Source organism: Epilithonimonas hispanica, assembly GCF_003385395.1.
Taxonomy (GTDB): Bacteria; Bacteroidota; Bacteroidia; order Flavobacteriales; family Weeksellaceae; genus Epilithonimonas; species Epilithonimonas hispanica.
In genome coordinates, this window is record NZ_QNUG01000008.1 from 79,081 (window position 1) to 105,074 (window position 25,994).

Consider the following 25,994-nt stretch of genomic DNA (forward strand, 5'->3'; position numbering starts at 1 on the left):
TAAATTTACAACTAAACTATTAAACATGATATTATGAAAAAAAATTATCTTTTTTTATTTTTGTTAACGACATTTAGCTTTTTACATGCTCAAAACAATTTTTATTACTATTATAAAGGGCAGAAAAAGTATCTTACTGTAGACAAAAAATCATTTAACATTTTTACGAATGCTTATTTTCAAAAATTATCAACTACAAATATTGGTGTTCAAGATTATACACTATTGGATGACGCTACTTCTGAAAATGCAAAATATGCACAAATAGAATTAATCAATGAACCTAATAATTTTACAGTTTATAATAAAAAGCTAAATGAGGTAAAGCAATTACCTAATGTAGAATATGTAGGTTTGTTTTTTGAAAATGGTGAAGGGGATCCTGTAGGCATTTCTAAGCATTTTTATGTAAAACTTAAAAATATAAATGATTATAATGTTTTGCAACAGACAGCTTTACAAAAAAATGTAGAAATTGTAAAACAAGTTCCCAATATGCCACAATGGTATATTCTTGCAGTATCAGCAGGAAATAGCAATGCATCATTAGAAATGTGTAACCAATTTTATGAAACCGGATTATTTGAAGCTGTTGATCCGGCATTTATGCTTCGTTTCTCTAATGATGACGAGGTGGATATTGAAGAGGTTAGCAATAAGGCACCCATCGTCAATGGAATTATATGCTCTAATGACTCAAATTTTAATCTTTTGTGGGGATTGAAAAATACTACTAATCCTGAAATTGATATCAATGCTTGTGAAGCTTGGTGGATTTCTCAAGGTAAGAACATTAGTGTTGCGGTTGTGGATCAAGGTATTTATTTACCTCACTTGGATTTGAGTCCAAATATTGGCAGCGCTGGATATGACGCCAAGTCAGGCAATGATGGAAGTGTTTATATTGCAGGGAATACCCATGGGACAAAAGTTGCAGGAGTAATAAGTGCTGTTAGAAATAATAATAGACAAATCGTTGGAGTTGCTCCAAAATCCACCATCATTCCCATTAGTCACGACTTTAAAAAAGATGAAAATGAAGCAATTGTCAATAGTACTTTTTCCGCTCAACTCGCATCTGGCATCTCTTGGGCTTGGAATAGTGAGAATGCAGATATAATAAATAATTCTTGGTATTCAAATAGTGGATGGTTGGATAGTCAGTTATTAGAAGAATCAATCACTAATGCTATTGATTATGGTAGAGATGGAAAGGGTTGTGTTATTGTCTTTAGCGCAGGTAATAATAATTCAAATGTTCTTTATCCAGGTAGTTTTGATGACAGAATAGTAACTGTCGGAGCAATTGGTAATAATGGTATAAAAGCAGATTTTTCATCATTTGGAAGTAAGTTAGATGTTGTTGCGCCTGGTAAGAATATATGGTCAACAAGTCCCAATCAAAACATTTCCGAGGATCAAGGAACTTCTTTTGCTGCTCCATATGTTTCAGGACTTGCAGCTTTGATATTATCGGTAAATCCTTGCTTGACGGGTCAACAAGTAAGGGATATAATAGAACAGACTTCTCAAAAAACAAGAACAGATCTTTATTCATATGATAATAATCCAAATAGGTCTAATGGAACTTGGAATAACCAAATGGGTTATGGTCTAATTGATGCTTATGCTGCTGTTTTAATGGCAAGAAATACACTTTCCACAAATCCTTGCAATCAAGGTTTTCAAGAACCTTTGCAACTTAGTACTTTAGAAAGTATTGCTCCCAATCCTGCAAGCCACAACATAGAAGTTAATTATATTCTGCGAGAGGCAAGGTCAGCTTCTTTGATGATTGTTAGCCAATCGAGTAACAATTCTACAAATACTTATGATTTAGATTTAAATACCACGCAAACAAGTATAAGTATTAGCAATTACTTATCTGGTCAATACATCATTGCTTTAGTAGTAAATGGTGAAGTTGTGGATTCTAAAGCATTAATCAAACAATAAAAAATGTTATCATGAAAAAAATTTACCTTTTACTGATTTTAATATTTTTAACAAATAACAAATTACAATCGCAAGATAAAAATTTATTTATTAAAGATTTTGATATTACGCAAATCAGCGAAAACCAACTAAATGTAAACCTAAAAGTCTATTCTCCTGATTTAGCTGATTATAATGAATTTATCATCGACTATAGTGGTAATACTATTACACTAAAAGTTTGCTATGATATGTACTTTATTCCTGCTATTAGTAATCTAGAAAATGATTTTCAGATTAACTTACCTTCCCCCATCTCAAATTACACACTTAAAGTAGAAATCTATCGTAGCACTTCTCAAGGTTGTCTTTATCAGGCTTCTTTAATGCAAGACTCAGCAACATTAGATTTTACAACGCCATTCACAGGAACAATATCTTTGAGTACAAATGATATTAAAAATGATGATAAAAATTTAATACTCTATCCCAACCCCGTAAAAGATATTCTCCATTTCTCAGAAGAAGTTTCTAATGTGAGAATAACAGATCTTTCAGGGAAAGTGGTAAAGCAAACTAGTGCTAAAGGTGAATCTGTTGATGTTTCAAAACTTCCAAAAGGAAATTATCTACTGTCATTTAATTCTAAAACAGGAAGTATTAGTACCAAAAAATTTATAAAAAAATAGGAAGTTGTTTAATTTGTAAAATCAATAAAATGTCAAGATTTGAGTTCTTGACATTTTTTAATTACAATATGATAAAAATCTTTTTTTCTGACAATGCAGAATTGCAAACTTTTATTATCTTTGCGCACAAGTAAAAATTTAGTAATGGCAAACCAAATTAAAGGAAAAATTTCACAAATTATTGGACCAGTTATTGACGTAGTCTTTAATGAAGTTGAACAATTACCAAAAATATATGACGCTTTAGAAATCATTAAATCTAATGGTGAAAAAGTGGTATTGGAGGTAGAGCAACACATTGGAGAAGATATGGTAAGATGTATCGCAATGGATGCTACCGATGGACTTCAGAGAGGACAAGAAGTTACTGGGACAGGTCTTCAAATTACAATGCCAATCGGAGAAGGTGTTAACGGACGTCTTTTCAACGTAGTTGGAGATGCTATTGATGGAATTCAGTCTTTATCTAAAGAAGGAGGTTTGCCAATCCACAGAGAAGCACCGAAATTTGACCAGTTATCAACTTCTGCTGAAGTTCTTTTCACAGGTATCAAAGTTATCGATCTTGTTGAGCCTTATGCAAAAGGAGGTAAAATTGGATTGTTCGGTGGAGCTGGTGTTGGTAAAACAGTATTGATCCAGGAATTGATTAACAACATTGCAAAAGGACATGGTGGTCTTTCTGTATTCGCAGGAGTAGGAGAAAGAACAAGAGAAGGAAATGACCTTTTGAGAGAGATGTTAGAATCAGGAATTATTAAATATGGTGATGACTTCATGCATTCTATGGAAAATGGAGGTTGGGATCTTTCTAAAGTAGATCTTGAAGCTATGAAAGATTCTAAAGCTGCTTTCGTTTTCGGACAGATGAATGAGGCACCAGGAGCAAGAGCGAGAGTAGCATTGTCTGGTCTTACTTTGGCTGAATATTATAGAGATGGAGGAGAAACTGGTCAAGGTAGAGATGTATTGTTCTTCGTAGATAATATCTTCCGTTTTACACAAGCTGGTTCTGAGGTATCTGCACTTTTGGGTCGTATGCCATCAGCGGTAGGTTACCAGCCAACATTGGCATCTGAAATGGGTGCGATGCAGGAAAGAATTACTTCCACTAAAAACGGATCTATTACATCTGTACAAGCGGTTTACGTACCTGCGGATGACTTAACTGACCCGGCTCCGGCAACTACGTTTGCTCACTTAGATGCAACTACGGTATTAGATAGAAAAATTGCTTCATTAGGTATTTATCCGGCGGTAGATCCATTGGCTTCTACGTCAAGAATCTTGGCTCCGGAAATCATTGGTGAAGAACATTATAACTGTGCTCAGAGAGTAAAAGAAATTCTACAGAGATACAAAGCATTGCAGGATATTATTGCAATCCTTGGTATGGAAGAATTGTCTGAAGAAGATAAATTGGTGGTTTACAGAGCTAGAAAAGTACAGAGATTCTTATCTCAGCCTTTCCACGTTGCTGAGCAGTTTACAGGGATCCCGGGATCTTTGGTAGATATCAAAGATACCATCAAAGGGTTTAATATGATCATAGATGGTGAGCTGGATCAGTATCCGGAAGCAGCATTCAACCTAAAAGGAACCATTGAAGAAGCGATTGCTGCAGGACAAAAAATGCTTGCTGAAAACGCTTAAGAAATTTTAAATGTCAAATTTTAGATTTTAGATTGAATTGCAATAATTTATAATTTAAAATCTACAATCTATAATTTCATAATAATGAATATAAAAATTTTAACTCCGGAATATGTAGTTTTTGATGGCGAGGTAGAATCTGTTCTATTGCCTGGAAAAAGCGGCCAGTTCCAGATATTTGAAAATCACGCTGCGATTGTATCGGCTTTGGTTGGTGGAAAAGTAAAAATCTATACTGAAAAAGTAGGTTCTGCTTACCAAAAATACCTTACCAAAGAAACTGAAGCTAAATCATCTTATTCTTATGAGATCAAAAGCGGAGTGCTAGAATTCAATAATGATAAAGGAATTATTCTTTGCGAATAGATTTCTAATTCATATAAATAAAAAATCCCGAAAAGTAATTTTTCGGGATTTTTTTATTTTACAAACTCAATATAATTCCATTTTCTTTCAATTGCTGAATTGGTTTTGAAAACCAGAACAATTCAAAATCTTCGAAATATTCTTCAAATTGATTTTTAAGCTGCAGAAGACTTGATTTTTTAGAACTTTCTATAGAATTTTCGTTAAGGATTTTAATCAACCAACTTGCTTTTTCTTTATCTAATTCAATTTTTAGAATATTGGTTTTCAAATGAAAAGTAAGACGTGTCAATTCCCAAGAATTACCTTTTTTAGTTTTAATAAAATCTTCTTTAATTGCATTTTTCTCTAAGAAAACAACTTTTGAATTGGGCTTAAATTTAAAATCTTCTTCTTCCAAAAGCGAGTCGTGAATATAATCCGGATGAATTGTAGTTCTTGGAATTTTAAAATCAAAACAGCTTTGCAAAGGCATTTCAAAATTAATCCCGTGCATATAATTGAACAAAGATTTCTTCAGTCCAAAACTAAATTTAGAATGATCGATTCCTGTTTTATCTGTAAAATCGATTTCATTATTGGCAAAAAGAATCTCTTGTTTTATTGGAGTTACACCAAATTCTTCAGGATTAATCCCGACAGGTGAGTGCGCTGTCATTGCAAACTGATGCCAAAAACCGCTCTGTAAAATTCCCATTTCGAAAAGCTGACGAACCATTTCCAAAGAATCCACGGTTTCCTGAACGGTTTGAGTTGGGTAGCCATACATTAGATAAGCGTGAACCATAATTCCAGCTTCAGTAAAATTTCTTGTGACTCGTGCGACTTGATCTACAGAAACACCTTTATCTATTAATTTCAATAATCGATCGCTTGCTACTTCCAATCCACCAGAAACTGCAACACAACCAGAAATTTTAAGTAAAAAACACAAATCCTGAGTGAAACTTTTCTCAAATCTAATATTAGTCCACCAAGTTACAACCAGATTTCTTCTCAGAATCTCTAGCGCAACTTCGCGCATTAGAGCAGGAGGTGCAGCTTCATCCACAAAATGAAACCCCGTTTCGCCAGTTGAAGCAATCAATTCTTCCATTCTGTCAACTAGAATTTTAGCTGAAACAGGCTCATAAATTCTTATGTAATCAAGTGAAATATCACAAAAAGTACACTTTCCCCAATAACAGCCGTGCGCCATTGTAAGCTTGTTCCAACGTCCGTCGCTCCATAAACTGTGCATTGGATTAGCGACTTCTATAACAGAAATATATTGATCTAATTTCAAATCAGAATAGTCCGGTGTTCCAACTTGCGCTTGTTTGTAATCGTGTTTTGTAGAATTATTTTTGTAAGTAACTTCTTCGTTTTCAATTAAGAATGTTCTTTTGTAAGTTGCTTCGAGAGTCTCAGCTTGAAAATCTTTACTTACATTCTCATACACCAATTCAAGTGGTAATTCACCATCATCTAATGTTATGAAATCAATGAATTCAAAAACTCTCCTGTCTTTAACTTCTCTTAATTCAGTATTTGGAAAACCACCGCCCATTGCGGTTTTTATATTGGGATAATTCTCTTTTATGAATTTTGCACATCTAAAAGCAGAATATAAATTCCCTGGAAAAGGAACTGAAAAACATACTAATTTTGGTTGAACAACATCTAATTTTTCTTTGAGAATATCCAAAGTAATACTATCAATAAAAGTCTGATTATCATTAATTTTAGAATATAATTCGTCAAAAGAATTTGCGCTTTTTCCCAATCGTTCAGCGTATCTACTAAAACCAAAATCAGAGTCGATATTTTCAACAATATAATCAGAAAGATCTTCAAGATATAAAGTCGCTAAATGTTTAGCTTTGTCCTGCAAACCCATATTTCCAAAAGCAAATTCCATATCATCGAGTTGATTGAAACGGGAAGCTTCCGGAAGAAAATTCATAGAACAAATCTGCCTCGCTAAAGTTGGATTTTGATTCTGCAGGAAAAGAATGACCTGATCTATTGTTTTGATGTATTTATCCCTCAATGCAAAAATTCGTCGGGAATTTTCAGAAATACTTTTAATAACGACTTCTTTAGAGAATATCTTTTGAATTCCATTTTTAGAAAATAACGACAAAATCACTTCAATACCAAGATCTACCTGATAACTAGAAATATTTTTTGTATTCAGAAATCCTTTTATATATGCTGTTGCCGGATACGGCGTGTTAAGTTGCGTGAAAGGTGGCGTGATAAGAAGAATATCTTTCAAAAGGAATTTTTTGCAAAGATAAGGTTTATAAACTTGGAAAATAGTGGCTTCACCAAGAATCGAACTTGGATCAAAAGTTTAGGAAACTTCTATTCTATCCGTTGAACTATGAAGCCAAAAAAGATAGAAATAAATTTAATTAATTTTCATAAGTTTCAAAAGTCCCATCTTGATAAAAAAATACAATTCGTTTAATTTTTTTTGACGAATTTTCTTGTTTTTTATCAATATTTTCTAATGGCTGAGAATCCTTTAAAATATTTTTATCTGTCATTGGCTTAGATATATTAGATTCTCGTGGCTTAGTTTTTTCAATTTTATCTTCACTTTCTGTAAGTCCAAAATTCTCATCATTGATTAAAGAGAACAAATCTGGTAAAGATGATTTTTTCTTTTCTACAATTTCTGGTTTTTCTTCGACAATAGGTTCTATTACTTTTTCGGAAATCAGCATTTCTCCTTGTCCGTTGATTAGCCAATCCCATTCGATATCAGGAAAGACTGTTTTTATTTTTGTAATGAAATCTAATGAAGGTTTGTTTCTACCAGAAATTATATGAGAAATACTAGAACGTTGAACATTAATCTCCTCTGCAAACTCCGCAGGAGACAACTTAGAATATTCGATTACTTTTGTAATTCTATCATTAAAATCCATATTACAAATGTAAAGAAATTAATTTTAATTCAGATTACATTTGTAATTTCATTAATTTACTTTTGTAATTACACATATTTAAACAATAATTAGTTAAAATACAACTTGTTGCAGATTCTATTGTTTATAAAAGTAATATAAATTCACATCTATAAAGATTTGTGGAAAACCTTATTTTGAAAACTATCAGTAATTATTGTTCATATTCATACTTGAATTAAAACTTCAAATTCTTCTTACTTCAAATTAAATTTAGATAATAACAAACATTAGTCATAAAATCAATTAATTACGAAATTGTTATTTTTGATTTAAATTTTACAAACAGCAAAATAACAGTTATAAACAATGAAATTGTAGAAATTACAAGAATCCAGGTTTTATAATTCTTGTTTTCAATTTTTAATTGTTCATTTTCATTATTAAGTCTAATCATTTGTCGATTCGGCTGATTAAAGTAGTCATCAATAACAATTTCGATATTATCGACATCAATCGGCTTTGAGCTTTCAATCTTCAATTTTTCGAAGTAAGAATGGCTTAAAATATCTAAGGTTTTTAAATCTTCTTTAGAAGCTAAATTAAGTTTCTTTGTATTCATACATTGCTGCGAAAACAAAAAGCCTGTATCTGGTTCATTGTAAGCGAATATCAGATATTTTCCTTTCTCATCAAATATAATGTCGCAAGAACGAAGTTGTGAAGCGTAAATTGTCGCATTACTTTTGTAAAAGCCATCGTAATTATTTGATTTATATATCTTTCCAATTTTCACTTTGCTTAGATAATCATCAACATTTTTGAACCCGGATGGCGTTCTGAGAACATCATAAATATCTCCAATAAAAACAAAATCTGCTCGCTCAAAAGATGTTTTGATATCCGGATTTTCGCATTTACAGGCAAAAATATTGGTTGAAATTAGAATTGTAACGAATAAAATTATAGACTTTATTTTCATTGATTTTTAAGCTTAGTTATTTGTGAGTAGAGCAGGGAAGTGGTTATGACATTGAGATTTTCTGCTTATTCTGATTTAACATAATTGTTGTACTTGGAAAAAATAAAAGAGAACATATTCAAAATATATCCATTGTGGATAACGATGAGTGAAAATAGAAAAATAATTGAAATATAAGACGTTATACATTTGTAATATTATATAAATTGTGATTAAAAATACGTTTAGTGTTTTGATAAACAAATCAACGACTACAGCTAAAAACCATATTAAAGTAAATATAAATTTATACTTTATTTAAATTATATAAATCACTGATAATTAATAATTTATTTTTTTAAAATAATTATAATGTAATCCACAAAAAAACCAACAGACAAAGTGACATTTGGTTTTGTTTAAATATTTTACAAATGTAAATAGTCTAATTTGAGATTAAATGTTATTTTTGTGACAAATCAAACCAAGATAAAATGACCAATAGTTTTCCTTACTCACAAAATGCTGATTTTCCTAATCGCTATATTTCCCCTGAAAAATTATTTTCTTACCTACAGAGCAATTACAGCGATTACATAAAAGAGGTCGGAAAATCTAGTTTAGGGAAACCTATTTATATGATGACTTTGGGAAATGGTAAAACTAAAGTTGTAGCTTGGTCACAAATGCATGGTAATGAATCTACAGCAACTCTAGCAATGTTGGACTTGTTATCAATCTGGGAAAAACATCCGGAACTGAAAGAAAAGCTTTTTGAATTGATTCAGTTAGATTTCATTTTTATGTTGAATCCTGATGGTTCTGAAGTTTGGACCAGAAGAAACGCTTTTGATATCGATATCAACAGAGATTATCTGAGAATGTCTAGTATCGAAATAAAAATCCTGAAATCTATCGTTCTAGAAGGAAATTACGATTACGCTTTGAATCTCCACGACCAACGCACGATTTTCACAACTGATGGTAAGCATCCTGCGACATTATCATTTCTGGCTCCTTCAGAAAATGTTGAAAGAACCATTACAGAAAACAGAAAAAAAAGTATGACTGTGATCGCGGCAATTTATCTTCAGATGAAGCAAATCCTACCTAACAGAATTGCTAAATATACAGACGAATTTTACCCAACATCAAGCGGTGACAATTTTATGAAAGCAGGAGTTACTCCAATTTTATTTGAAGGTGGTTTTTATGAGAATGACCTCAAAAGAGAAAAAACTCGAGAATATTACACGCACGCTTTATATTTTGCTTTGAAGGCAATCTCAGTGCTTAAAGGTGATACTTACAGCTATGAAACTTATTTTGAAATTCCACAGAACAGAGAAACTCATTTTGATTTGATTTACAGAAATGTCAGACTTAACACAGAGTTCGAATGTATTTTGGATATTGCTGTACAATACAAAGAAATCTTGGATGATAACAAAAATCTGACTTATCAACCGTATGTTATTGAAGTTGGTGATTTGAATCATAAAAAAGGCTGGACAGAAATTGACTGTACAGATAAGAAATTTGTTTCCGTTAAGAAATTTCCAAAGCTTGATGCTTTAGTTGATTTTAGAATTGAATAATTTAAAATGCTAATCGTTGAGATTCTAATGTAATTTTTTTTTAGTGAAGATAATCTCACACAGAAAATAAAAACAGCCAAAATTCTTGCAAATTTTGGCTGTTTTTATTGAATTGATAATTTGTAAAAATCATTAATTATTAAATGATTAAATAATCTAATTTAACATAATATAAATTATAGGACATTTTATAATTTATGAAAAAGGAGAGATTTAGCTCTATTTTGATCTGATATTTTATTATAATATTTTATAAATTCATTCTATCTAAAAATAAACGATTATGAAAAATTTAATGTTAATTCTATCTGGAATTGTTCTCTTAAATTCATGCGAAAAAAATGATGGCAAACAAACGCACGTTGAAAATCGAAAACCTGATACATAGTAAGGTTTCTGGAAAATTGAAATATAAAAATTTTGAAAAAGATTCATCTTCGGGCGATTAATTAATTTATCAGATTAAAATACGAAAGTCGCTACAGACTTAGGTGTTAAAGGAGTTGCTGCACTTTTATTATTATATCTGATATTGAAGTTTTCGGTATTGTTACCTTCATTCAGAACTATAAGTGTGATTTTTCCACTAGGTGTTACAAAAGCTACAGAACTTAAGCTTCCCGGCTGTGTAGAAGCAATTCTTTGAGAATTCTGAGGAACAAATTTTTAAGCTTGAGCAATGCTCTTTACTAGAGAATTTAATAAAAATGAAAGAGGCCATAAAAAGCCTCTTTCACCCTAAGAATATAATAAGAAAAATTAATTTTTAATTAAAATCCTTTCTTTAATGTATCTTCAATTTTATTTAATAAATGAAGATTAATAATTAGGATTTTGTTTTAATGCAGTACCAATCATCTCGTTGAAAGGAATTGGAAGAATCTCATTTTTACCAGTTACAAATCCTCTTCCACCTAATTTTACTGGCGCATCTCCCCATCTTACAAGGTCAAACCAACGGTGCCCTTCTCCAGCCAATTCTCTTCTTCTCTCATCTTTAATAGCTTGAAGAGTTACAGGAACTGAGGCTAATCCTACTCTAGCTCTTACTGCATCCAATAATGCCTGTGCTCTTGCTCCACTAGCTCCAAGCGCTTCTGCCTCCATAAGATAAGTATCGGCTAATCTGATTGCTATATAGTTTTGACGAAAATTAAGTTCTGTAGCTCCTGTAAGATTACTTTTATCAGCATTTCTTGGTGCAAATTTATTTAAGAAACGTCCTGTGTCTCTAAATCCTGGAGAATAAGTGATTTTACCTTCTTCTTTATACTTTTTGGCATCAAGAATTGTAGCTGCTGCTCTAGGATCTCCTTGCATAAAATTGAACAAATCATCTGTAATTGGGTTGAATCCCCAGCTTGCATAGATATCAGGTGCATCATTATTTGCTACGTCAGTACGTTTGTAAGAAATAATTCCTAACATTACATTAATAGAGTTTCCTTCATCTTGACCAGATCCCCAGAAGCCCCAATCTGCTCTACTTCCGTTGGTGTGCATTACTTCCAAAATAGATTCTGATAAAAATTTATATCTTCCTGGGTCATCCACTGGGCCAACTTTCCACAAATCAGCAAAATTATCAACTAATTTATATCCGTATTGGCTTGTTCCACCAGGTGTACCGTTTACCATTTCAAATTGAGCTGCAGCTTCTACATTCTTTTTATCATAAAGATAAATTTTACCCAAAATTGCGCGAGCAGTTCCTTGCGTGATTCTTCCTTTTTCGTTTGCTCCTGAAGCTTTCATCATAAGATCTGGCAGTGCAGAAATTATATCACCTTCTATTTGTGCATAAACTGCCTCTGGAGTTGCTTGTGGAATATTATAATAATCATCTGAAACTAAAACAGGTTTTAGAATAAGAGGAATATTTTTAAACATCCTAAGTAATTCGAAATAGTATAATGATCTTAAAACTTTAGCTTCTGCAATGTATCTATTTCTTGTCTGATCATTCATAGATGCATTAGGAATTCTTTCTAACAAAAGATTTGCACTTGCAATTCCTTTATAATAATCTTTCCAATAGCTTGCAGGCATAATAATCGGATTGATTGTATAATTAGAAAAACCTTGGATTCCTGCTCCATCAGAAGAGTTCCCACCACCAGAATAGAAATCATCCGAAGCTCCATTGAAGAATGTTACCATATTTTCAAATCCACCAGAATATTTTCTAAGCATATCATAAGTAGCTACTAAACCTGTAAAAGCTTGTTCTTCATTATTAAAGTAATTAGAGGCATCAAAAGCACCTTTATTTTCCACATCTTCGAGGTTTCCATTATCACAAGAAACGGCTCCAAGACTAATTCCTACTAACATTAGAGCAGAAATACTTTTATATATAAATGTTTTATTTTTCATGTTCTTAAGATTTAAAATTGAATATTAGCTCCAAAAAGGAAAGTTCTTGCTTGAGGGTAATAAGCTCTATCAATTCCGAATGTATCTCCACCAGCAATTTCTGGATCATAACCTGTATATTTGGTAAAAGTAACCAAGTTCTCTCCTGTTACGTAAAATCTTACTTTGTTGGCTCCAATAGTTTGAGATATATCTTTAGGAAGTGTATAACCTATTTGTACCAATTTCAAACGTAAGTAGTCACCTTTTTGCAAATAATAATCGGACATTCTTGTGTAATTGGTATTTTCATCATTTCTTGTAATTCTAGCAATATCATTAGATGTTCCTTCACCAGTCCAGCGACCAAGAATATCAGTTTGATAATTAGCTTCAAGAATATCAAGTCTTCTAAGACCTTGGAATACTTTGTTTCCTGCTTGACCTTGTGCAAATACCATTACATCAAAGTTTTTATAATTAGCATTAATTGTTAGACCAAAAGTATATTTTGGTACAGAATTACCGAGATTTACATAATCATTCTCATCAATTTTTCCATCACCATTGGCGTCCAATCTCTTGAAATCTCCTGGTTTTGCTTTATCCTGAATCAACCCACCAGAAGCATTTTTATAAGCATCTATTTCAGCTTGATTTTGAAAAATACCTAAATTTTGGTAACCGTAAAAAGATCCGTAAGATTGACCTACCTGTAATCTAGAAACAGCACCTAAGGTTTGATAAGAAGCAAAGTTCAGATATTCTCTATCATTTTCCAGTCTTGTGATTTCATTTTTCAAATAACCAAAATTACCATTGGCTGAAAAACCAAAATCTCCCCAGTTCTTTTTATAACCTAGAGTTACTTCAATCCCATCATTATTCATATCTCCAATGTTTCTCCAAGGATTATTAAGTAGACCTAAATATCCAGGAACTTCTACTTGTCTTAAGATATCACTTGTTTTCTTTCTGTAAACATCTACACTTAAGTCAAAATTTTTGAATAATTTTAGGTCTGCAGCGATATTCATTTGAGATGTCTGCTCCCATTTTAAATCAGGATTTTCCAATGTACTAGGTGCATACCCTACACGGATAATATTATCACCAAATGTATAATTGACATTTCCTACTAAAAAGTTAGCGAATTGAAAATCATCAATTGCGTCGTTTCCTAAAACTCCATAACCTCCTCTAAGCTTAAGGCTTGTAACAACATTATTTTCTGGCCAGAAACTTTCATTGGATGCGTTCCATCCTAAAGATACTGCTGGAAAATTTCCCCAGTGATTATTTGCTCCAAATTTAGAAGAACCATCTCTACGTATAGTACCAGTCAAAAGGTATTTGTTATCATAATCATAAACCAATCTTGCGAAATAAGAAGCTTTATGAGTGTTTACACCATCCCAGGCATTACCTGTTTTATTATCAGCAGAAATATCAAAGTTGAAAGAAGCATCTTGCCAATTGTTAACAGGCAGATTTTGATAGGTTATATTTTGCCCATAAGAGATGTTGTATTCATAATAACCTTGACCTAATAGAAAATTAAAACTATGTTGTCCAAATTTATTTTGATATGTCACTGTATTTTCAGTACTCCATTCAAATTTTTGCTCTGTTTGTCTAAATAAACTGTTAAAACTATTTTGAACAGCAGAACTCAAATAATTTGTTGGTGTGAATGATTGATTTCCCCAATAAGAAAGTTTACCATTCATACTTGATTTGAAGGTAATATTCTTGACAGGCTTAATCTCTGCAAAAACATTAGCAATAATATCGTCTGACCATCTGTACATGCCTAACTGAGTTTGCTTGAAAGCTAGTGGGTTAGTCATTTCTTTACTCACATAAGGTGATATACCGTACGGATTTCCATTTTGATCACGAACAATAAATGAGTTGTTGTAATCATTTGCATTAGGCTGGCCACTTGTACCATTAGTTAATACAACTGGTGTAATTGGATCTAGGTTGATAGCAGAGCTTAAAGGTCCTCCAAATTCTCCGTTTTCCGTAATTCCACGTGCTTTTACGTGTGTGTAGGCAAAAGTTTGTCCAATAGTCAACCAGTCCAAAACTTTATGTGTTGAGTTTAATCTCGCATTAATTCTTTTATAATTTGAGATATCTTTTAAAACAATGCCGTCTTGATCATAATAGCCAAAAGATGAGAAGAATGTAGATTTATCACTTCCTCCACTGATACTAAATTCTTGAGACTGACGTGCAGCTGAGTTAAAAATTTGTTTTTGCCAATCTGTGCCTATGCCATAAGAAGAAGGATTTCCTAATACGGGAGTTAATCCGTCATTAGTATATGCCTCATTCATAATTGTTGCATATTCTGTAGCATTTAAAAGATTTAACTTTTTCGCAGCGCTTCCTACACCATAAAAGCCATTATAAGAAAGGTTCATTCTACCTTTTGCTCCTTTTTTAGTTGTAATTAAAACAACTCCTTTTGCAGCAGAAACACCATAAATTGCTGATGATGCTCCATCTTTCAGAATTTCCATACCTTCAATATCAGATTGGCTTAACCATCCAATATTGTCTACAACAATACCATCAACTACCCAAAGAGGAGTGTTACTTCCAGCTCCAAAGCTGGTTATACCACGTACTCTCACTGTTGGTGTTGAACCAGGTTGCCCAGAATTAGATATTACAGAAACACCAGCTGCCCTACCTTGCAAGACTTGCTCAGGTCTACCTGCTGCTGGAGCATTTTCTAAATCCGAAGCTTTGATACTTGAAATTGCACCCGTAACATTGCTTTTCTTTTGAGTCCCATAACCGATAACGACAACTTCTTCTATTGTTTTTTCTTTAGAAGCTGTGTCAATTACCCGTTGTTGAGCTGAGTAGTTTGCAGTGAAATAAAGCACAGCAGCTAAACCAAGACATTTTGAATACTTTAAGTTCATATTTTAATTAATTTTTGTTAATCTCAAACTGAGACAATAAAAGTAGTTTTTTTTTTTACATCACAAAATAATTTTTATATTTTTTTAATTTATCCTTTATTTATAAACAGTTGTGCATATTTTTTTTATTGATTTCTATTAATTTTTGTACTTTTGAAATCACTAAAATAGCTCTTAGTTGTTAAAAAAAGTTAAGGCTTCATTACATGAATGTTAATAAAAATCAAATTAAGCTACCTCTAATGCTTAATTTCTTGATCTTCTCAATGCTACTAAATAGTATGGGTGTGATTATCTTGCAATTGTCGACAACAATTTCTTACAAAGGTCTTGGCGTTTTGGAGTCTTTTAAAGACATTCCGATGGCGATAGTTTCCTTATTATGTGTTAATTGGATTGCAAAAACTGGTAATAAGAAAGCTCTCATTTTTGCTTTAATTTTTATAATGATTAGCTCTATTGCTCTCCCGTTGGTTGAAGTTTTTTGGTTCTTTAAGATTTGGTTAAGTATTGTTGGGGTTGGTTTTGCTATTGCAAAAATTACAGTTTTCAGTATTATCAAAAATAATTTCAAGGACAAGCAATTGGCAAGTGCTGTTTCCAGCGTAGATGCTTCTTTTATGATTGGAATCTTTTTCGTTAATATAGGTTTTGGCAGCTTGTTAACGAGTAATTACGCGCAATATTGGAAATATGGATTTTGGATTATTGCCCTACTAAGCATCATTAATGTTCTGATGTTACGAAATTCAAAGATTGAGAAAGAGCAAATTTCAGAGAATAAAAAAGAATCTGGAGGATGGAAATTTTTTCTAAAACCAAAATTGATTTACTTCTTCATTATTGTTTTTTTTATGGTATTTGTAGAGCAGAGTTTCAATTCTTGGCTTCCAAGTTTTTTTAAAAATAATTTGAAAGTCAACTCTTATTTTGCCTTACAAGCATCTGCTTTTCTAGCTTTATTTTCTTTCATCGGAAGATTGGTTACAAGCCGGCTAATACTTAGATTTCATTGGTTCAAGTTTGTTTTGATTTGCTTACTTTTTGTCTTTTCAATATTGATTGCCTGCCAAGTTTTGATCTATTATTTTTATACGGATTTGAAATTTTTATTGATATTTATAATGCCATTGATTGGATTATTTTTATCACCACTTTTTCCACTTTACAATTCAGAAATATTAAACAAAGTTCCAAAAGAGAAAACCCATCTTCTTGTATCAATTGTTGTCGTCTGTTCTTCTTTGGGAAGTTCAGTTGGATCTCTGTATATGGCTGGCATTTTTCATAAAAATGTTAGTAATTTTTATCCTTTATTTATTTTATTCCCATTATTAATTATATTTGGACTCACATTTTTTCTAAATAAAACGCCTATAACCTATGACCGAAATCAATAAGAATAAACAGAATCTAAGAGAATTAATTGATACCAATGATTTTGTAGAACACGTTTCTGTGGACTGCGTTATCTTTGGATTTCATAAAGATACGCTCAAAGTTTTGTTGCTGAAATACCACGATTTGGATCTTTGGGCTGTTCCTGGTGGATTTGTTTTTAATGATGAAAATCTGAATGATGCTGCCGCAAGAACATTATACGAGAGAACACATCTTTCGGATGTTTTTATGGAGCAATTCTACACTTTTGGAGATATTAAAAGAACTGAAAATAATACGCACCAGAAACTTTTAGAAAACAAAAATATAGAAGTTGATTCCAATCACTGGATTTATCAGCGTTTTATATCTGTTGGATATTGTGCGTTGGTAGATTACACTTTAACTTACACATTTCCTGATTCTTTCAACGAGATTTGTCAATGGTTTGATGTAGACAAATTACCGAATATGGCGTTTGACCATAAAGAAATGATTGAAAAAGGATTACTCTATCTCAGAAAAAACATTGATTATCAAGTCATGGGAAGTAATCTTCTTCCTGATAAATTCACAATGAAAGAATTACAAAATCTTTATGAATCTATTTTGGGAGAACCTCTAAGAAGAAACAATTTCCAAAGAAAGATACTGAGTATGAACATCTTAGAAAGATTGGAAAAACATTTTACAGGTTCGGCGAACAAAGCGCCTTATCTGTATCGATTCTTGGAGGGCTCCGAAATTAAAAAATCGGATTTTGATAAATAATTTAATTAATCTCAAATAAAAAACCAGCTTAGTAACAAGCTGGTTTTGTTTTATATTAAAGTTTTACTCTTATCTGTCATTCTTTCCATCAACCACAATCCTGTCCGGTCTGTTTGCCAGTTCCCAAGCTGTCGTGAAAACCAATTGTGCTCTTTTTTGAAGTAATGGGTAATCAATTCTATCAGGAGTATCAGTTGGTTTGTGGTAATCCTCGTGGATGCCGTCAAAGAAAAATGCTACCGGAATGTTATGCTTCGCAAAGTTGTAATGATCTGATCTGTAATATAATCTTTGAGGGTCTTTTGGATCGTCATATTTATAGTTAAGTTCCAATTTTACAGTTTTATCATTGGCTGCAACATTGATTTTTTTCAATTCAGAACTCAACATTTCCGAACCGATTACATAAACATATTGCTTGCCTCTGTTCTCTGGATCATCACGTCCAATCATATCAATATTAAGGTCAGCAACTGTATTCACCAAAGGAAAAACCGGATGATCCGAATAATATTCTGAGCCGAAAAGCCCGTGCTCCTCACCAGTTACGTGCAAGAAAAGAATAGAACGTTTTGGACCATAACCTTTTTTCTTAGCTTCTTGGAAAGCTTGAGCAATTTCCATAACCGCAACAGTTCCACTTCCATCATCATCCGCTCCGTTGTAGATTTCGCCTTTTTTCATTCCAACGTGATCGTAATGTGCAGAAACTACGATGATTTCGTCTGGTTTTTCAGAACCTTCTATGAAAGCCAAAATATTCTCAGAATCAGGAAGAGTTTCTCCATATTTTTTCATTGCTTCAGACGGAACTTTCTGATAATAAGAACCTAAGCTTGCAGGAAATCCAATTCCGTTCTTTTTGTATTGCTCAATCATATATTCGCCTGCTTTCTTCTGACCTGCACTTCCGGTATCTCTACCTTCCATCTTATCATCAGCGATTATATAAAGATTGGTTTTCAGTTCTTCCAAAGTAATACTGTTATAAGCATCTTTGAAACCTTTTCCTTCATAAGAAAAGTTCTTTGTTGAAGCACAGCTAGTAACAAGCGCAGCGCCCATCAAAAAACCGTATAGTTTTATATTTTTCATAATTAGATTTAATAATTAAGTCGAAATCAAAGATTAATTGTTACAGAAAATTTATATTTTTTCTCCGAAACATAACAATGTTCCATTTGGGTCAAGCAAGGAAAACTCTTTCATTCCCCAAGGTTTTGTTTCGAGGTTTCCGTTAGGATGGATTTCGATATTTTTGGACTTAACTTGTTGAAAGAATTTATCAATATTATTCGAAATCTTGAGATAAAGCATAAAATCTGATTTCGAAGGAATCAATTCCTTGAACTCAAAAAAATGAAGTTCAGAATTATTATAAGTCGCAATTAGATAATTATCATAATCCGCAACAAACTCGAATCCAAGATTCTTATAATAATCAATTGTTTTTCCTTTATCTATAAAAGGAATTTTTGGAATTATCTGTGATATCATAATATTGAATTTTAAGAGCCTATTTAAATTTACACAAAATATTTTTTAACCACATAGTCACATAGATTTTCAGTGAAAATTAAGATGAAATAGTCAATTTTTGATTCTATTTTTTCTATTTCTAGATTGTATTTTCAGATATTCTATGTGTCTATGTGGTTTTTATTAATTTTTATTACGCCAATTCGTCATTCCATTCTCTGATAGTCACTTTTGCGATCAAACCTTCCTGAACAAAAGGATCGCCATTCACAAAAGCTTCAGCAGCTTGTTTGTCCACAAAAATCGCCATCGCTCCTTCTCCAGGATTACCAAAAGCACCGGTTCCTAAAACTTTCTCAGATTTTATAAATTCAGCTTCGAATTCTTCGTGGCGTGGAAAAACTGCCATAAACTCATCCATTGTTTTGTCAGTTGCGTGTTCGTAAAAAATTACGGCTTTCATATTTGTTTGTTTTTAATAATTAATCATTTATAACTTATAATTCATAATTTTATTAATGCGCTTCCAACCAATTATCCCCAACTCCAACTTCCACCAGTAAAGGAACTTTGGTTTCAAAAGCAGATTCCATTTCTTTTTTGATGAGTGTTGTTGCAGTTTCCACTTCATCAATCGGAGCTTCGAAAAGCAATTCATCGTGAACCTGCAAAAGCATTTTGGTTTCCAGTTTTTGAGTTTCCAATTCGTTTTCGATTTTTATCATTGCGAGTTTGATGATATCGGCTGCACTTCCTTGGATTGGCGCATTCACAGCGTTTCTTTCAGCGTGAGCTTTTACAACAAAATTGCTGGAATTAATATCTTTCAAGTGACGCCTTCTTCCGAGAATAGTTTCTACAAAACCTAGATCTTGCGCCTTTTTCACTTGCTCAGCCATATATTCTTTCAAACGCGGATATGTCTCGTAATAAGAATCAATCATCTTTTTGGCTTCGGTTCTGGAGAGTCCGGTTTGTTCCGCCAAAGCAAAAGCACCTTGTCCATAAATAATTCCAAAATTCACTGTTTTTGCCTGACTTCTCTGTGTTTTTGAGACTTCACTCAAATCAATACCAAACAATTTCGCAGCAGTTGAAGCGTGAATATCTTCTCCGTTTTGGAACGCTTTAATCATATTCTGCTCGCCGGAAATTTCTGCAATTAATCTTAATTCAATTTGAGAATAATCGGCAGAAATGATTTTCTTGCCTTCGTCAGCAACAAAAGCACCACGAATTTGTTGTCCTCTTAATGTTCGTATTGGAATATTTTGAAGATTCGGATTTACACTCGCCAAACGTCCTGTTGCTGCAACAGTTTGAGCAAAAGTTGTATGAACACGATTGTCTTTTTTATCAATTTGACCTGGCAAAGCATCAACGTAAGTTGACTTTAGTTTTTGTAACATTCTGTATTCCAGAATCGAAGAGATAATCTCGTGTTTTGAAGATAATTTTTGAAGAACATCTTCCGACGTTGCAAATTGCCCGGTTTTGGTTTTCTTCGCTTTCGGATCAAGCTGCATTTTATCGAAAAGAATTTCTCCCAATTGCTTTGGCGAATTCATATTGAACTCTTCTCCGGACAATTCAAAAATTTTTGATTCTAATAATTTCAAATCATTTTCCAAATCAATACTTTCCTTCGCAAGCCAATTGCTATCGAGTTTAACACCCGTCAATTCTATTTTCGCAAGAACTTTCATCAAAGGCATTTCTACATCATAAAACAATTTTTCCGCATTTTCTTTGGCTAATTGTGGTGCAAATAATTCGTATAATTGAAACGTAACATCAGCATCTTCCGCAGCATAATTAGTCTGAGTTGGGATATCAACTTCACGAAGCGTCAATTGATTTTTTCCTTTTTTTCCAATCAAAGTCTCGATTGAAACAGGTTTGTAATCCAAGTACATTTCGGAAAGATAATCCATCCCGTGTCGTCCGTCAGGATTCAGAAGATAATGCGCAATCATTGTATCAAAGATTTTCCCTTCGACATCAATGTTGTAATTCTGAAGAACTTTGTAATCGTATTTCAGATTGTGAGCTATTTTAAGGACATTTTGGTCTTCAAAAAACGGACGGAATATCTCAACCGTTTCTTGTGCTTCTTCCCTATTTTCAGAAATCGGAATGTAATACGCTAAGCCTTTTTTGTAGGAAAAACTCATTCCAATCAGTTCTGCTTCCAACTCATTAAGCGAAGTTGTTTCTGTATCAAAACAAACTGCTTTCTGCTTTAAGAGATTTGAAACTAATATTTTTTGCGCTTTCGGGTTATCAATGAATTGATAAATGTGGTCGTTTTCTGCGATTGTAGATTTGGTAGTAGTCGCTTGTTCTAGTTGTTCGAAGCTGGCGAACAAATCCATTGTTCCGTTTTTATGAACTGGATTTTGGTTGTTGGTTGTTGGTTGGTGGTTGTCAGAATCTTGTAGTTCTTCTACATATTCTTTATTTGAAAATGCACGGTAAAGATTTTCGTACAATCTTCGGAATTCGAGCTCATCAAAAATTTCTTTTACTTTTTCGAAATCCGGAACTTCTAAGTCGTATTGTTCTTCAATAAATTCAATTGGCGCATCACAAAGAATTGTTGCTAATTTCTTTGATAACAAACCTCTTTCTGCACTTGCTTCAACTTTTTCTTTAAGTTTTCCTTTCAGCTGATGAGTATTCGCTAAAAGATTTTCCATTGACCCGAATTCTTGAATAAACTTCTTTGCCGTTTTTTCTCCAACACCTTCTAATCCGGGAATATTATCGACAGCGTCGCCCATCATTCCAAGATAATCGATGATTTGTTTTGGATCTTCGATTTCATATTTAGCTTTGACTTCTTCAACGCCAAGAATTTCTATATCACCGCCTTTGGAACTTGGTTTATACATTTTAATTTTATCTGTAACCAGCTGTGCAAAATCTTTGTCCGGCGTTACCATAAAAACATTGTAACCTTGTTTTTCCGCTTTGCAGGCAATCGTTCCGATGACATCATCCGCTTCATAACCTTCCAATCCAAGAATCGGAATGTGCATCGCTTCCAAAATATCATTAATATAAGGTTTTGCCAAAAGAATCGGTTCGGGAGTTTCCAGACGATTGGCTTTGTAATCTGCATAATCATCGTGTCGAACATTGGTTCTTCCCACATCAAAAACAACTGCCAAATGTGTTGGACGGTCTCTTTTAATCAATTCTATCAAAGAATTAGTGAATCCGAAAATCGCAGAAGTATTCAATCCTTTTGTAGAAATTCTTGGATTTTTGATGAATGCAAAATACCCACGGAAAATCATAGCGTAGGCATCAATAAGATATAATCTTTTGTCTGTAGAAGTCATAAAAACAAAAGTAATAAAAATGTGATGATTAATGGCTGAAAGAATTTAAAATAGAACTATTGAATTCTGTTAAAAAAATCCTAAACCATTGTATTGATATATAGAAAATTGATTGTAATTTTGTACCAAGCAAATGAAAACACATCTACTTTCTTTTTTTATAACAATCTATATATCAACCCTTCTTATTTCCTGCGCAAATTATGGAGATGCGTTGCTATATAAAAATAAAAATATAAAAGTATCAAAGGTAAAGACTATCCTTTATTTTAATCCTGAAGTTTTTCCCGATATTAATGAAATAAAAGAACCAACGTACACGGCTTTTCACAGTGCAACTTCTGATAAAATGAAATCTTTGGGAAACATCAAATATCTACAAGTTGATACACCAATTTCTTTTGATGATGTTGATACTAAAACTGTAAAAGAGATTTGTCAAAATAATAATGCAGATGTCGCAGTAATTCCAAAAGTGAAATATTTCAAGGTTGGGTTTGGAAAGTATGTATTTTCTAATCAAGTGATTGTGAGTATGAAATTGTATAACTCCAAAGGAGAATACATCATGGAAACTTCTTATGATACTTACAAAGGAAACGGAAGATTACTTGGTACCGCTTCTAATTCTGTAATCATTGGAACAAAAGGTGCTATCCGAAAATTGGACAAAGAGCTAAAAAATTAGTTCTAGTATAATTTTTATTCACACTTTATTAATCTATTTCTAAAGAAATTCTTTAAGATTTTAATACTTTTGCAATGCAAAATTCTAAAAGATCGAGAATACAGAAATCATACTAAATCCAGCTGACGTAGCAGAATCATTGAGCAAATTGCCAGTGAAAGAACGTCTGTTACAGTTTCTGAAGTTACCGAAATCTGAAAAAGCGGATGTTTTCTCTCACTTAGACCCTGATTTTCAAGAAGAAACCATTAGAAGCATTGCAAGTCACGAAGTTTCTGATATCTTGAACGAAATGTCACCCGATGACAGAACACAATTATTCGAAGATTTTCCAGATGAATTAATTAAGTCTTCTATCAATCTTTTGAATCCGCAAGAACGTCGTGTCGCATTGAAACTTTTAGGTTACGAAGCCGATTCAATCGCAAGATTGATGACACCTTACTATGTTCAAATCCGAAAAGAATGGACCGTTAAAAGATGTTTTCAGCAAATCAAAAAAGTTGGAAAGAAAGTAGAAACGCTCAATTTTCTTTATGTTGTAGATGAAAGGAATCGTTTGATAGACGACATTACCATCGGTTCTCTCCTATTGGCAGATGAAGACCAATTGATTTCAGAACTTTCTGACGATCATTTTGTAGCTATTACAACCACTACTTCCAAAGAAGATGCAGTTCCTTATTTTGAAAAATATGATAGAAGTGCATTACCAATCATTACAGAAAATGGTGTTTTAGTTGGGATTGTAACCATAGATGACATCTTGGATCAGATCGAATCTCAAAATACGGAGGACATTCAAAAATTTGGAGGTTTGGATGCGTTAGACCTTCCCTATACTCAGACTTCAGTTTTTGAAATGGTAAAAAAACGCGGATTCTGGTTAGTTGTTCTTTTCTTTTCTGAAATGTTAACCGCTTCTGCTATGGGACATTTTGAAGATGAAATACAGAAGGCTGTTGTGTTGGCGTTATTTGTTCCTCTAATTATTTCTAGTGGTGGAAATACTGGTTCGCAAGCTGCAACCTTGATTATCCGCGCAATGGCACTTCAGGAGATTGGTTTGAAAGATTGGTGGTATGTAATGAAGAAAGAGATTTTCACAGGTATTTTCTTAGGGAGTATTTTGGGAATTATTGGCTTTATGCGAATTGCTTTTTGGCAAAAAGTTGGACTTTTCAACTATGGAGAACATTGGACTTTTGTAGGATTAAGTATTGGCGTTTCTTTAATGCTCATCGTACTTTGGGGAACTATTTCTGGTTCTATGGTTCCGTTTGTTCTTAAAAAACTAAAACTAGATCCTGCTACTTCTTCCGCCCCTTTTGTTGCAACGCTTGTAGATGTTACGGGACTTATTATCTATTTTTCTGTTGCAGGTTTGTTTCTTACGGGGAAACTTCTATAAAAACATTTAACGCAAAATCAGCAAAGGTTTTATCTAAGTTATTGAAAATATTTTTAAGACTCGCAAAAGTACTTCGACAAGCTCAGTATAAACTTCAAACTCATCAAAGTTAAAAAGCGAAAATAGGATTGACAAATCTTCAATCTTGGGGAAGCGCGCCCCGACTTGAGTGGAGCTCTTTTTATGTTATTGCGATTGTACAAGAGTTCTACAGATTGCTTCACTTCGTTCGCAATGACAGAAAAAAGCGGGAACGGAAGGCGGATAAAGGCGCCCAAATTATTTAGAAATAAAAAAACCTTCTGGACAAGAAGGTTTTATATATTTGAAAAGTAGAATTTCTATTTTGAAAAGTTATCGTTGTAATCTTTTTGAGATGCTACGATTACTTTTTTAGCTTGCTCTGCGCCATAGATCAAATCGATTTTAACTTTTGCAGGTTCAGTTGGCAAGTTTTTGTAACTCAAGAAGTAATGTAAAAGACGGTTAACTTCTGCTTTTGGTAATTCAGAAATATCTCTGATGTGACCATAAACTTGATCTTCTACCAAAACAGCAATAATCTTGTCATCTGCTTCTCCTTTGTCAATCATTTGGAATCCACCGATTGGAATAGCTTCCAAAAGGATATTACCAGATGTGAAGTTGTGCGAGCTAAGAACACAGATATCCAACGGATCGTGATCACCTTCTGTAACTTCTGTTGCTCCGGTTGCCGCTGCAAGGTTTTTAACTTCTTCTTCACAATAGGTTCTTGGAACAAAACCATACATTGCAGGAATGATATTGGAAAACTTCTGTGGACGATCAACTTTTAAGTATCCACTTTCTTTGTCAACTTCGTATTTGATTGTATCTGTAGGAACAATTTCCACAAAAACGTTTACAACTTCCGGAGACTTTTCTCCAGCTGAAATCCCGTGCCACGGATGGGCTTTAAAATTTGGAATCATTTATTATCTAGTATTTATATTATTTTGTTAAGTTCTTTTCTAAGATTCTCTATTGTGTCCGAAATATAGTCTTCAGAATTAAGATAACTCATCAGGAAAACAGTTTTGAAGTCTTCTAATTTTGAGTTTTCATTCAATTCTTCATAGGTTTTGTGAAGACTTTGGATGATATTATTTTTGCTTGTGATAATATCTTCCCAAGACGATTTTGAAATGTATAATTGCTGAGAAGCATTATATTCGAATTCTTCCACGATATTTTTTTCAGTCAAGAAAACAAACTCGTGTGGCTGAAGGTTTTTATCAAATTTGGCAATGAGATTTGCTGGTTTCAATCTTTCCAGAAAAAGTGTCATTCTTTCTAAAGAATGAAGTTTTATTTCGCTATTTGATTTTGTTGCTAAGAAATTAATTTCCTGTTTTTTGAGTCTGACAAAGCTGTTCACGAATTGTTTCGCAAAAACCAAAAATGGTAATGCGATGATAACTGCAACAGCGTATGGTAAATAATCTGAATCAAACATATCTCAAATTCGGATTGCAAAATTAATGCTTTTTGATTAGAAAAT

21 protein-coding genes and 1 tRNA gene are annotated in these 25,994 nt (G+C 32.9%); 9 read left to right on the top strand and 13 right to left on the bottom strand.

What is annotated here, in order from left to right; translation table 11 throughout:
* The first annotated feature begins 33 nt into the window (after positions 1-33).
* The 4 genes from DRF58_RS05155 (at position 34) to DRF58_RS05170 (ending at position 4,643) form a co-directional block, all read left to right on the top strand.
* Entirely contained in the window at positions 34-1,956 is a 1,923-nt protein-coding gene (locus DRF58_RS05155; protein WP_116033571.1) for a S8 family peptidase, read from the top strand.
* An 11-nt stretch (positions 1,957-1,967) separates the two neighbouring features.
* Positions 1,968-2,624: a T9SS type A sorting domain-containing protein gene (locus DRF58_RS05160; protein WP_116033572.1), complete on the top strand. Its 657-nt coding sequence runs from the start codon at positions 1,968-1,970 to the stop codon at positions 2,622-2,624.
* Positions 2,625-2,768: 144 nt separating this feature from the next.
* The gene (gene atpD, locus DRF58_RS05165; protein ID WP_116033574.1) at positions 2,769-4,277 is read left to right on the top strand and encodes a F0F1 ATP synthase subunit beta; all 1,509 of its coding nucleotides are present in this window, start codon (positions 2,769-2,771) and stop codon (positions 4,275-4,277) included.
* 84 nt (positions 4,278-4,361) lie between these two features.
* Positions 4,362-4,643 (top strand): FoF1 ATP synthase subunit delta/epsilon, encoded by a 282-nt coding sequence (locus tag DRF58_RS05170; protein WP_116033575.1) that lies wholly within the window; start codon positions 4,362-4,364, stop codon positions 4,641-4,643.
* A 58-nt stretch (positions 4,644-4,701) separates the two neighbouring features.
* On the opposite strand, the gene DRF58_RS05175 is transcribed toward DRF58_RS05170, so the two are convergent.
* The 4 genes from DRF58_RS05175 to DRF58_RS05190 all read right to left on the bottom strand — a co-directional run bounded on the left by DRF58_RS05175 (position 4,702) and on the right by DRF58_RS05190 (position 8,522).
* Positions 4,702-6,903, bottom strand: a complete 2,202-nt coding sequence (locus DRF58_RS05175; RefSeq protein ID WP_116033577.1) for a B12-binding domain-containing radical SAM protein — start codon at positions 6,901-6,903, stop codon at positions 4,702-4,704.
* Positions 6,904-6,947: 44 nt separating this feature from the next.
* Positions 6,948-7,019: transfer RNA gene (locus tag DRF58_RS05180), tRNA-Arg, on the bottom strand.
* 23 nt (positions 7,020-7,042) lie between these two features.
* Positions 7,043-7,561 carry a helix-turn-helix domain-containing protein gene (locus tag DRF58_RS05185; protein WP_116033579.1) on the bottom strand — a complete coding sequence of 173 codons (519 nt, stop codon included), beginning with the start codon at positions 7,559-7,561 and terminating at the stop codon, positions 7,043-7,045.
* Between the two features lie 289 nt (positions 7,562-7,850).
* Positions 7,851-8,522, bottom strand: a complete 672-nt coding sequence (locus tag DRF58_RS05190; RefSeq protein ID WP_116033580.1) for a hypothetical protein — start codon at positions 8,520-8,522, stop codon at positions 7,851-7,853.
* Positions 8,523-8,995: 473 nt separating this feature from the next.
* Between DRF58_RS05190 and DRF58_RS05195 the strand changes: the two genes are divergently transcribed.
* Positions 8,996-10,099, top strand: a complete 1,104-nt coding sequence (locus DRF58_RS05195; RefSeq protein WP_116033582.1) for a M14 family zinc carboxypeptidase — start codon at positions 8,996-8,998, stop codon at positions 10,097-10,099.
* Between the two features lie 462 nt (positions 10,100-10,561).
* On the opposite strand, the gene DRF58_RS19105 is transcribed toward DRF58_RS05195, so the two are convergent.
* From DRF58_RS19105 to DRF58_RS05210, 3 genes are all read right to left on the bottom strand, one after another.
* Positions 10,562-10,738: a glycoside hydrolase family 30 beta sandwich domain-containing protein gene (locus DRF58_RS19105; RefSeq protein ID WP_116033633.1), complete on the bottom strand. Its 177-nt coding sequence runs from the start codon at positions 10,736-10,738 to the stop codon at positions 10,562-10,564.
* A gap of 180 nt (positions 10,739-10,918) precedes the next feature.
* Positions 10,919-12,475, bottom strand: coding sequence for a RagB/SusD family nutrient uptake outer membrane protein (locus DRF58_RS05205; protein WP_116033583.1), 1,557 nt, complete (start codon positions 12,473-12,475; stop codon positions 10,919-10,921).
* Between the two features lie 11 nt (positions 12,476-12,486).
* Complete coding sequence (locus DRF58_RS05210) at positions 12,487-15,396, bottom strand: SusC/RagA family TonB-linked outer membrane protein (protein ID WP_116033585.1); 2,910 nt, start codon at positions 15,394-15,396, stop codon at positions 12,487-12,489.
* A gap of 242 nt (positions 15,397-15,638) precedes the next feature.
* Here DRF58_RS05210 and DRF58_RS05215 point away from each other — a divergent pair, with 242 nt between their 5' ends.
* Both DRF58_RS05215 and DRF58_RS05220 read left to right on the top strand, forming a co-directional pair.
* On the top strand, positions 15,639-16,796 hold the full coding sequence (locus DRF58_RS05215; RefSeq protein WP_262510753.1) for an MFS transporter: 1,158 nt from the start codon (positions 15,639-15,641) through the stop codon (positions 16,794-16,796).
* The gene (locus DRF58_RS05220) at positions 16,780-17,547 is read left to right on the top strand and encodes an NUDIX hydrolase (protein ID WP_116033589.1); all 768 of its coding nucleotides are present in this window, start codon (positions 16,780-16,782) and stop codon (positions 17,545-17,547) included. The genes DRF58_RS05215 and DRF58_RS05220 overlap by 17 nt, the downstream gene beginning before the upstream one ends.
* 69 nt (positions 17,548-17,616) lie before the next feature.
* On the opposite strand, the gene DRF58_RS05225 is transcribed toward DRF58_RS05220, so the two are convergent.
* The 4 genes from DRF58_RS05225 to polA all read right to left on the bottom strand — a co-directional run bounded on the left by DRF58_RS05225 (position 17,617) and on the right by polA (position 22,373).
* Complete coding sequence (locus DRF58_RS05225) at positions 17,617-18,642, bottom strand: M28 family metallopeptidase (protein ID WP_116033590.1); 1,026 nt, start codon at positions 18,640-18,642, stop codon at positions 17,617-17,619.
* A 51-nt stretch (positions 18,643-18,693) separates the two neighbouring features.
* Entirely contained in the window at positions 18,694-19,044 is a 351-nt protein-coding gene (locus DRF58_RS05230; protein WP_116033592.1) for a bleomycin resistance protein, read from the bottom strand.
* Positions 19,045-19,219: 175 nt separating this feature from the next.
* On the bottom strand, positions 19,220-19,489 hold the full coding sequence (locus DRF58_RS05235; protein WP_116033594.1) for a YciI family protein: 270 nt from the start codon (positions 19,487-19,489) through the stop codon (positions 19,220-19,222).
* A gap of 52 nt (positions 19,490-19,541) precedes the next feature.
* Positions 19,542-22,373, bottom strand: a complete 2,832-nt coding sequence (gene polA, locus DRF58_RS05240) for a DNA polymerase I (protein ID WP_116033595.1) — start codon at positions 22,371-22,373, stop codon at positions 19,542-19,544.
* A 133-nt stretch (positions 22,374-22,506) separates the two neighbouring features.
* On the opposite strand from polA, the gene DRF58_RS05245 reads away from it, so the two are divergent.
* Both DRF58_RS05245 and mgtE read left to right on the top strand, forming a co-directional pair.
* Entirely contained in the window at positions 22,507-23,061 is a 555-nt protein-coding gene (locus DRF58_RS05245; protein WP_116033597.1) for a pyruvate decarboxylase, read from the top strand.
* 91 nt (positions 23,062-23,152) lie between these two features.
* Positions 23,153-24,472, top strand: coding sequence for a magnesium transporter (mgtE, locus tag DRF58_RS05250; protein WP_116033599.1), 1,320 nt, complete (start codon positions 23,153-23,155; stop codon positions 24,470-24,472).
* 341 nt (positions 24,473-24,813) lie between these two features.
* Here mgtE and DRF58_RS05255 read toward each other — a convergent pair whose 3' ends face one another.
* Positions 24,814-25,425, bottom strand: a complete 612-nt coding sequence (locus DRF58_RS05255; RefSeq protein WP_116033600.1) for an inorganic pyrophosphatase — start codon at positions 25,423-25,425, stop codon at positions 24,814-24,816.
* Positions 25,426-25,439: 14 nt separating this feature from the next.
* Positions 25,440-25,949: a DUF7935 family protein gene (locus tag DRF58_RS05260; protein WP_116033602.1), complete on the bottom strand. Its 510-nt coding sequence runs from the start codon at positions 25,947-25,949 to the stop codon at positions 25,440-25,442.
* Between the last annotated feature and the right edge of the window lie 45 nt (positions 25,950-25,994).